Source organism: Mesorhizobium sp. M7A.F.Ca.ET.027.03.2.1 (assembly GCF_003999175.1).
Lineage (GTDB): Bacteria > Pseudomonadota > Alphaproteobacteria > Rhizobiales > Rhizobiaceae > Mesorhizobium.
Genome location: NZ_RZOM01000102.1, coordinates 1 through 9601 on the forward strand (window position 1 = coordinate 1; position 9601 = coordinate 9601).

The 9601-nt window shown below is 64.5% G+C and carries 10 protein-coding genes and 2 pseudogenes; 4 read left to right on the forward strand and 8 right to left on the reverse strand.

From position 1 onward, the window contains the following. From EN750_RS07100 to EN750_RS07115, 4 genes and pseudogenes are all read left to right on the forward strand, one after another. Positions 1-120 (forward strand): annotated as a pseudogene (locus EN750_RS07100) (ABC transporter permease); the annotation flags it as partial. 1 nt (position 121) lies between these two features. Further along, the gene (locus EN750_RS07105; RefSeq protein WP_127319546.1) at positions 122-1261 is read left to right on the forward strand and encodes an ABC transporter permease; all 1140 of its coding nucleotides are present in this window, start codon (positions 122-124) and stop codon (positions 1259-1261) included. Between the two features lie 9 nt (positions 1262-1270). Next, a pseudogene (locus tag EN750_RS07110) lies at positions 1271-2936 on the forward strand (ABC transporter ATP-binding protein). 19 nt (positions 2937-2955) lie between these two features. Next, complete coding sequence (locus EN750_RS07115; RefSeq protein WP_127396015.1) at positions 2956-4329, forward strand: alpha-glucosidase/alpha-galactosidase; 1374 nt, start codon at positions 2956-2958, stop codon at positions 4327-4329. 15 nt (positions 4330-4344) lie between these two features. On the opposite strand, the gene yacG is transcribed toward EN750_RS07115, so the two are convergent. The 8 genes from yacG to murA form a co-directional block, all read right to left on the reverse strand. Further along, on the reverse strand, positions 4345-4542 hold the full coding sequence (gene yacG, locus EN750_RS07120) for a DNA gyrase inhibitor YacG (RefSeq protein ID WP_127269085.1): 198 nt from the start codon (positions 4540-4542) through the stop codon (positions 4345-4347). Next, positions 4539-5168 carry a Maf-like protein gene (locus EN750_RS07125; protein WP_127269084.1) on the reverse strand — a complete coding sequence of 210 codons (630 nt, stop codon included), beginning with the start codon at positions 5166-5168 and terminating at the stop codon, positions 4539-4541. The genes yacG and EN750_RS07125 overlap by 4 nt, the downstream gene beginning before the upstream one ends. Positions 5169-5189: 21 nt before the next feature. Then, positions 5190-5408 (reverse strand): translation initiation factor IF-1, encoded by a 219-nt coding sequence (infA, locus tag EN750_RS07130; protein WP_006200926.1) that lies wholly within the window; start codon positions 5406-5408, stop codon positions 5190-5192. Positions 5409-5495: 87 nt separating this feature from the next. Continuing rightward, the gene (locus EN750_RS07135) at positions 5496-5966 is read right to left on the reverse strand and encodes a low molecular weight phosphatase family protein (RefSeq protein ID WP_081738604.1); all 471 of its coding nucleotides are present in this window, start codon (positions 5964-5966) and stop codon (positions 5496-5498) included. Then, complete coding sequence (locus EN750_RS07140; protein WP_127271901.1) at positions 5954-6439, reverse strand: UPF0262 family protein; 486 nt, start codon at positions 6437-6439, stop codon at positions 5954-5956. The genes EN750_RS07135 and EN750_RS07140 overlap by 13 nt, the downstream gene beginning before the upstream one ends. A 6-nt stretch (positions 6440-6445) precedes the next feature. Next, positions 6446-7738, reverse strand: a complete 1293-nt coding sequence (gene hisD / locus EN750_RS07145; protein ID WP_127396016.1) for a histidinol dehydrogenase — start codon at positions 7736-7738, stop codon at positions 6446-6448. 7 nt (positions 7739-7745) lie between these two features. Next, positions 7746-8180: a DUF2948 family protein gene (locus EN750_RS07150; RefSeq protein ID WP_127268680.1), complete on the reverse strand. Its 435-nt coding sequence runs from the start codon at positions 8178-8180 to the stop codon at positions 7746-7748. 205 nt (positions 8181-8385) lie between these two features. Then, a partial coding sequence (gene murA / locus EN750_RS07160; protein ID WP_127396018.1) for a UDP-N-acetylglucosamine 1-carboxyvinyltransferase occupies positions 8386-9601 on the reverse strand: 1216 nt, incomplete at its 5' end.

Sequence of the window (9601 nt, forward strand, 5' to 3'; positions counted from 1 at the left end):
GTCTATGTCACCGCCACCTTCATGATGGTGCTGTCGGCGACGCTGATCGTCGGCAACATCATCGCCGACATGCTGCTCGTCCTGCTCGATCCGCGCGTGCGCCAGTTCGGGGAGCGCTGAGATGCTGGCGCGCGATCCATCCCCTCCACCGCTGCCGGCCGAAGGTCCCATCGTCGCCAAACCGGCGCGCGGCAACGAAAGCTATATCGCGCTTGTCTGGCGCCGGCTGAAGCGCTCCTGGACCGGCATGGCCGGGCTCTGGCTCGTCGTGCTGCTGCTGTTGATGGCCGTGTTCGCCGAGTTCATCGCGCCAATGGACCCGAAGGTCACGGATGTCGGCTTCGCTCCGCCGCAGGTGCCTGTTTTCCATGACAGAGACGGCGGTTTCACCGCACGGCCGAGGGTCTATGCGCTGGCCGATTCGGCGGACCTCGATCCGGTCACTTTCCAGCCCGTCGTCGGTCCCGACTACGACCATCCAAGGCTGCTTGGTTTCTTCGTGCATGGCGCGCCCTACAAGCTGTTCGGGCTGCTGCCGGCGGACCGGCATCTGTTCGGCTCGCTGGACGGCCAGCCGGTGCATTTCCTGGGCACCGACAAGTTCGGCCGTGACGTGCTGTCGCGCGCCATCCACGGCTCGCGCGTCTCGCTGATGATCGCGCTGACGGTCGTCTTCATCATCACCGTCATCGGCACCACCGTCGGCATGGTCTCCGGCTATTTTGGCGGCAGGTTCGATGTCTGGATGCAGCGCTTCGTCGAACTGGTGCTCGCCTTCCCGCAGCTGCCGCTCTATCTGGCGCTGACGACGCTGATCCCGGTCACCGCTCCCACCAACGTCTTCCTGGCTTTCGTCATCATCGTCATGTCGGCCTTGGGCTGGGCGCAGATGTCGCGCGAGGTGCGCGGCAAGACGCTGGCGCTGGCGCGGATCGAGTATGTGCGCGCCGCCATGGCGGTCGGCGCCACCGACCGGCGCATCATCATGCAGCACATCTTCCCCAATGTGATGAGCCACGTGATCGTCGCCGTGACGCTGGCGATCCCGACCGTGGTGCTGCTCGAATCCTTCCTCGGTTTCCTCGGCTTCGCCGTCAAGCCGCCGCTGATCTCGTGGGGCCTGATGCTGCAGGACACCGCGACCTATTCCGTCATCGGCACCTATCCGTGGATCCTGTCGCCGGTCGGTTTCGTGCTCGTCACCGTCTTTGCCTTCAACGCGCTGGGCGACGGCCTGCGTGACGCCGTCGACCCTTATTGAGGTGCTGAGATGACCGTCGCGCTCGCCGAATCCTTCGCACCAACCGTCCGTCACGACCATGACGGACGCCAGGGCCAGCCGATCATCGATGCTCGCGACGTCGCCGTGGCCTTCAAGGTCGAGCATGGCGTCGTCGACGCGGTCAAGGACATCTCGTTTCAGCTCTATCGCGGCGAGACGATCGCCATCGTCGGCGAATCCGGTTCGGGCAAGTCGGTGACGGCGCGCACCGTCATGGGCCTTCTGTCGCGGCGCGCCACCGTGTCCCCCGGATCGAGCGTCTGCTATGACGGGCAAAACATCCTGAAATTTCCCGAGAGCGCCCGGCGCAAGCTGCGCGGCAACCGCATCTCGATGATCTTCCAGGAGCCGATGAGCTCGCTCAACCCGATCTATACGGTCGGCAGCCAGATCGTCGAGGCGATCCGGGTGCATCGCAAAGTCAGCCGCAAGCAGGCCTGGGCGCGCGCACTGGAACTTCTGCAGCATGTGAATTCCCGATCCCGCCGCGCGGCTCAAGCAATACCCGCACCAGCTATCGGGCGGGCAACGTCAGCGGGTGATGATCGCCATGGCGCTGGCCAACAATCCCGATGTGCTGATCGCCGATGAGCCGACCACAGCGCTCGATGTCACCGTCCAGGCGCAGATCCTGAACCTGATCCGCAGCCTGCAGAAAGAGCTGCGTATGGCGGTGATCCTGATCACCCACGACCTGACCGTGGTGCGCCAGTTCTCCGACTACGTCTATGTCATGCAGCATGGCGAAATGTGCGAGCACAACGTCACCGAACGGCTGTTCGCCAACCCACAGCACCCCTATACGAGACGGCTGCTGGCTTCAGAGCCGCATGGGCAGCCGAAACCCCTTCCGGAGGGCTGCGGCACCATCCTCGAGGCGAGCGGCGTGCACGTCTCATTCATGCTGCGCCACGGCACCTTCCTGAAGCCGGACTGGCGAGAACTGGTCGCCGTCGACGATCTCGGCCTGAAACTCTGTCGCCATGAGACGCTGGGGCTGGTCGGCGAATCCGGCTCCGGCAAGACCACCTTCGGCCAGGCCTTGCTCCGCTTGATCGACGCCAAGCGCGGCGAGATCCATTTCGACGGCAAGCCGATCCATGGCCTGTCGCGTGCCGAGATGCGGCCGCTGCGCTCGCGCATGCAGATCGTCTTCCAGGATCCGTTTTCCTCGCTCAACCCGCGCATGACGATCGGCCAGATCATCGAGGAAGGGCTGATTGTCAACAGCATAGGGGCGACGCGGCGCGAGCGGGTCGAACGGGTGCGCGACGCGCTGGTCAGCGCCGGCATGCCGGGCGATATACTGTCGCGGTTTCCGCATGAATTCTCCGGCGGCCAGCGGCAGCGCATCGCCATCGCCCGCGCCATCGCGCTCGAACCCGAATTCATCCTGCTCGACGAGCCGACATCGGCGCTCGACCTCTCCGTCCAGGCGCAGATCATCGACCTCCTGCGCAAGCTGCAGGACGAGCGCGGCCTCAGCTACCTCTTCATCTCGCACGACCTCAAGGTGGTGCGCGCCCTGTGCCATCGCGTGATCGTCATGCAGAACGGCAAGATCGTCGAGCAGGGCCCCGTCGACGACGTCCTGTCCAATCCCAAGACCGCCTACACCGAACGGCTCGTCAGGGCCGCTTTCGACGTGGCCTGAACATATGCCGGAGGTTAGCATGGCAAGGAATCCCAAGATCACGTTCATCGGCGCCGGCTCGACGGTGTTCATGAAGAACATTGTCGGCGACGTGCTTCAGCGCCCGTCGCTTTCGGGCGCGACGATCGCGCTGATGGACATCAATCCGCAGCGGCTGGAAGAGAGCGCCATCGTCGTCAACAAGCTGATCGCGACGCTCGGCGTCAAGGCGAAGACCGAGACCCATTCGGACCAGCGCAAGGCGCTGGCCGACGCCGATTTCGTCGTCGTCGCCTTCCAGATCGGCGGCTATGAGCCCTGCACGGTCACCGACTTCGAGGTGCCGAAGAAATACCGCCTGCGCCAGACGATCGCCGACACGCTGGGGGTGGGCGGCATCATGCGGGGCCTCCGGACCGTGCCGCATCTGTGGAAGGTGTGTGAAGATATGCTCGCCGTCTGCCCGCAGGCGATCATGCTGCAATATGTCAACCCGATGGCGATCAACACCTGGGCGATATCGGAGAAATATCCCGACATCAGGCAGGTCGGCCTCTGCCATTCGGTGCAAGGCACGGCCATGGAACTGGCTGAAGACCTCGACATTCCCTACGAAGACATCCGCTATCGCTCGGCCGGCATCAACCACATGGCGTTCTACCTGAAGTTCGAGCATCGCCAGCCGGACGGTTCCTACCGCAACCTCTACCCAGATCTCGTGCGCGCCTATCGCGAAGGCCGCGCGCCCAAGCCCGGCTGGAACCCGCGCTGCCCCAACAAGGTGCGCTACGAGATGCTGACCCGGCTCGGCTATTTCGTCACCGAGAGCTCGGAACATTTCGCCGAATACACGCCCTATTTCATCAAGGAAGGGCGCCCCGACCTGATCGAGAAGTACGGCATCCCGCTGGATGAGTATCCCAAGCGCTGCATCGAACAGATCGAGCGCTGGAAGGGACAGGCTGAGGCCTATCGCTCGGCCGATCGCATCGAAGTCGAGCAGTCCAAGGAATATGCCTCGTCGATCATGAATTCGGTCTGGACCGGCGAGCCGTCAGTGATCTACGGCAATGTCCGCAACAATGGCTGCATCACCTCGCTGCCCCGCGATTGCGCCGCCGAAGTGCCGTGCCTGGTAGATGCCTCAGGCATCCAGCCGACCTATATCGGCGAGCTGCCGCCGCAATTGACCGCGCTGATGCGCACCAACATCAACGTGCAGGAACTGACGGTGCGGGCGCTGATGACGGAAAACCGCGAGCACATCTACCACGCGGCGATGATGGACCCGCATACCGCGGCCGAACTCGATCTCGACCAGATCTGGTCCCTGGTCGATGATCTCCTGGCCGCCCACGGTGACTGGCTGCCGGCCTGGGCGCGGACGAACCGCAAGAGCGAGGCCGCCGCCTGATCGGCGGCGCCCGGCTCATTTCGAATCGTCGGGGTCCGTTTCTTCCTCGTCGTCGCGAGCCTTGATGACGTAAGCGCCCTTCAGCCAGCGGTTGAGGTCGATGTCCTTGCAGCGTGTCGAGCAGAACGGAAAGGTGTCGCGCGCCGAGGGCTTGCCGCATTCGGGGCAGGGGCGCTTCGGGCGCAAGGGCGTGACTTTGGGATCGGAATTCACAGCCGGGGTCCCGCCAGCCAGCCGCCATGCACCTTGAAGCCTTCGCCGCTCAACAGCGCGACGGTCTCATAGAGCGGCAGGCCAACGACGTTGGTGTAGGAGCCGACCAGCTTGACGACGAAGGCGCCGGCGAGGCCCTGGACCGCGTAACCACCCGCTTTGCCGCGCCATTCGCCCGAGGCGACATAGGCGTCAATCTCTTCGCGCGGCAGCCGCTTGAAACGCACCCGCGTCTCGACCAGCCGTTGGCGCAGCTTGCCACCCGGGGTGATCAGGCAGATGCCGGAATAGACCCGGTGCGAACGGCCCGACAACAGCCCGAGGCAGTTGGCAGCGTCGTCGAGGGTTTCCGCCTTGGGCAGGATGCGCCGCCCGACGGCAACCACCGTGTCGGCGGCCAGCACGAAACCCGGCGCGTAGTCGGCTTCGGTCTGCAGCGAGGCGAACGCCTTCTCGGCCTTTTCCCTCGACAGCCGTTTGGCCAGCGAGCGCGGATGCTCGGCACGCAACGGCGTTTCGTCGACATCGGCCGGCAGCACGCGGTCCGGCTCGATGCCGGCCTGCTGCAAGAGCTCGATCCGGCGCGGCGAACCCGAGGCAAGCACCAGCTTCTGCAAAATGCTCATCGCGGACCAGTCGGGCTTTGCTTACTTGAAACGATAGGTGATGCGGCCCTTGGTCAGGTCGTATGGCGTCATCTCGACCAGAACCTTGTCGCCGGTCAGCACGCGGATGCGGTTCTTGCGCATGCGGCCGGCCGTATGGGCGATGATTTCGTGTTCGTTTTCGAGCTTTACCCGGAACATCGCGTTCGGCAACAATTCCGTCACGACACCCGGAAACTCGAGGACTTCTTCCTTCGGCATTCGATACCTTTGCTTGGATGGTAGTTCCAGCACCCTGGCCGGAATTTCGGCGGAACCTATATGATAATCGTCCGCTTGTGAACACGCTTAATCCGTCGCGTTTTTTGCTCCTGGAAGCAGAAAACGTCGGCCTATGCGCACCTTCAGCCGCTCGCGCACGTCGCGATAACTAGCCATGATCTGTTCGCGGGTACCGCTGGCGTCGGTCGGGTCCGGCGTCGGCCAGTATTCGACCTCGACAGCGAGCGAGCGGGTGAGTTCAAGTGCGGCGTGGTGCGCTTCCGGCGCCAGCGTGACGATGAGGTCGAAATAGTCGTCCTCGAGATCGTCCATCGTCCTTGGGTGACGCTCGCCCAGCGTGAGACCGTCTTCGGCAAGCACCGCATCGACGAATGGATCGCGCTCGCCGGCGCGAACGCCTGCCGAAGCGACAAAGACGGTGGCCGGCAGCATGCGGCGCGCCAGTTGCTCTGCCATTGGCGAGCGCACGGCATTCATGCCGCACAGGAACAGGATCGAACGGGGCAGGGCGCCGGGTGCCAGGGCTAGCCCCGCCAGTGCAGTACGCAGACCAGCGTGAACAGCCGGCGCGCCGTATCGAAGTCGATGTCGATCTTGCCGGACAGCCGGTCCATCAGCGTCTGCGAACCTTCATTGTGCAGGCCGCGGCGGCCCATGTCGATCGCTTCGATGTGGCTCGGCGTCGAGGAACGGATGGCGTCGTAGTAGCTTTCGCAGATCATATAATAGTCCTTGACGATGCGCCTGAGCGGCGTCAGCGACAGGATATGGGTGACGACGGCGGTGCCATCCTCGCGCGCCACGGCAAACACCAGGCGCTGCTCGGCCAGCGACAGTTTCAGCCGGTAAGGGCCGTCGCCGCTGTCACTGACGGGCTGAAAACTGTTCTCCTCGATCAGGTCGAAGATCGCCACCGCGCGTTCATGCTCGACATCGGGTGTCGACCGGCCGATCGATTCATCGAGTTCGACATCGATCAGCCTGGCGCGGGTTTGATCGGGGCCAGACATCGCCGCCTACATGTTCAACCGTATGGCGACGGAACGTCCATGCGCGTCAAGGCCTTCCGCCTTGGCCAGCGCAATCGCCGCCGGCGCCAAGATCCGCAACTGTTCCGGTCCAAGCTTGAGGATCGACGTGCGCTTGACGAAATCGAGCACCGACAGACCGGACGAGAAGCGCGCCGAGCGCGCCGTCGGCAGCACATGGTTGGAGCCGCCGACATAGTCGCCGATGGCTTCCGGCGTGTGGCGGCCGAGAAAGACCGCACCCGCGTTGCGCATCCGCGACAGGAAGCCCTCGGCGTCGTCGATGGCCAGTTCGACATGTTCGGCGGCGATGCGGTCGACCAGCGGCAGCGCGGCGTCGATGGTCGACACCTGGATCACCGCACCAAAATCACGCCAGCTCGCCGCCGCCGTCTCGGCGCGTGGCAGGCTCTGCAACTGGCGCTCGACAGCTTGTTCGACAGCGATGCCGAAGGCTGAATCGTCGGTGACCAGGACCGATTGCGCCGATGCATCGTGCTCGGCCTGGGCCAGCAGGTCGGCCGCGATCCAGTCCGGATCGTTGCTGCCGTCGGCCACGACGAGCACTTCCGACGGCCCGGCGATCATGTCGATGCCGACGGCGCCGAACACCTGGCGCTTGGCCGCCGCGACATAGGCATTGCCCGGGCCGACAATCTTGGCGACCGGCCTGATCGTTTCGGTGCCGTAGGCAAGGGCGGCGATCGCCTGCGCGCCGCCGACACGGTAGATTTCCGACACGCCTGATATGTCGGCCGCCACCAGCACCAGCGGATTGATGATGCCGCCCGGCGCCGGTACGACCATGACGATGCGCTCGACGCCGGCCACCTTGGCCGGCACGGCGTTCATCAGCACCGAGCTTGGATAGCTCGCCGTGCCGCCCGGCACATAGAGCCCAACCGCCTCGACCGCCGTCCAGCGCCAGCCGAGCTCGACGCCGGCGGCATCCGTATAGCGGTCATCCTTTGGTCGCTGCCGCTCATGATGCGAGCGGATGCGGTCGCGCGCGAATTCCAGCGCCTCGATCGTCTTTGGGTCGGCGGCCTTGTAGGCCTGGGCGATGTCGTCCTTCGAAACGGCGATGCCCAGTCCAGCCAGATCGGCGCGATCGAATTTCCGTGAATAGTCGATCAGCGCCGCGTCGCCCTCGGCGCGCACGCGCGCGATGATGGCGCCCACCGCTGCATCGACGTCGGCGGACACTTCCCGCTTGGTCAACAGGAAGGCGGCGAAACGCTGCTCGAAATCGGCGTCGGACTGACGAAGCGTGATGGCCATCGGACGCTCAGGCCTTGTGGATGGGGCGCGAGGTGGCTTCCCACGCCCCGCCAATGTCGGCAAGGCGGGCCTCGATGCATTCGACGTCGAGCATGATCGCACCGCCGCCCGAGAAGATCAGCTCGACGATGCCGGCCGGCTTGCTGATCTCGATGAAGCTGATCGCCAGCAGCGACAGGACTTCCGCAGGCTTGTCGCGGTCGATACCGCTGGTCTTGGCGCCGAGCACGCGGTCGAAATGCAGCACGGCCTGCCGTCGCTCATTGTGCTGGCGAAACAGGCCGGATTTTGCCTCCCAGACGAAACGGTTCATGGTCAGCAGGAAACGCTTGGCCGCAGGCAGGAATTCGAGGTCGCTGACTTTCAGCACGGCATCCTGGACGTGGGCCGAAACGATGCTCAGGTCCTGGTCGTCTAGCGCGATAAGCTTAAGGCCGGTCATGCGGATTTCGCACCTGAAGGTTGATTGTTCAGCCTTCTGTTAGGCGGTCTTGGCGATCGGTGCAACCGCACCAACAGCTGCAGGTCTGCGCTGCCCCTCATCGCCCTGCCGGGCACTTCTCCCCGTATAGTGACGGGGAGAAGGACGCTGCCGCGAAGGATCTCGCCAATCTCCTGCGTTGCTGGAGAGGAGCCGAGGTCGCGGGCTACGCCGAAATCCGTTCGATCACCGCGCCGCATTTGGACAGCTTTTCTTCCAGCCGCTCGAAGCCGCGGTCGAGATGGTAGACGCGGTTGACCGTGGTCTCGCCTTCCGCCGCCAGGCCGGCGATGACCAGCGACACCGAGGCGCGAAGATCGGTCGCCATGACCGGCGCGCCCTTCAGTTTCGGCACGCCGTCGACGATCGCCGTCTGGCCCGAAAGCGTGATATGAGCGCCGAGCCGCGCCAGTTCCTGCACATGCATGAAGCGGTTCTCGAAGATCGTCTCGGTGATCCGCGACTTGCCCTTGGCCATCGTCATCAGGCCCATGAACTGCGCCTGCAAATCGGTCGGGAAGGCCGGAAACGGCGCTGTCGTCACGTCGACCGGCGAAATGCCGGCGCCGTTGCGCCTCACACGAATGCCGGAATTGGTCGGGGTGATCTCCGCACCCGTCTGGGCGATCACGTCCAGTGCCGTCTGCAGCAGGTCCGGCCGCGCGCCTTCGAGCACGACGTCGCCGCCGGTCATGGCGACGGCCATGGCATAGGTGCCGGTCTCGATGCGGTCGGGGATGACGCGCACGCGCGCACCCGACAGCGATTCGACGCCGTCGATGGTGATGGTTGGCGTGCCGGCGCCGGAAATCTTCGCGCCCATGGCGTTGAGGCACTCGGCGAGGTTGACGATCTCGGGCTCGCAAGCCGCATTTTCCAGCACCGTCTCGCCCTTGGCGAGCGCCGCGGCCATCATCAGCACATGGGTGGCGCCGACCGAGACTTTCGGGAAGATGTAGCGGTTGCCGACAAGCCGGCCATTCCTTGTCTTGGCGATGACATAGCCGGTGTCGACGTCGATATCGGCGCCCAGCGCCTGCAGGCCCTCGAGGAACAGATCGACCGGCCGCGTGCCGATGGCGCAACCGCCCGGCAGCGACACTTTGGCTTCGCCCATGCGGGCCAGCAGCGGGCCGATCACCCAGAACGAGGCGCGCATCTTCGACACCAGTTCGTAGGGCGCTGTGGTGTCGACGATGTTGCGCGCGGAGAAGTTGATGGTGCGCGAATAGCCCTCATTCTGCTTCTCGCGGCGGCCATTGACCGAATAATCGACGCCGTGGTTGCCCAGGATGCGGATCAGTTGCTCGACATCGGCCAGATGCGGCACGTTTTCCAGCGTCAGCGTGTCGTCGGTCAAAAGCGAGGCGATCATCAAAGGC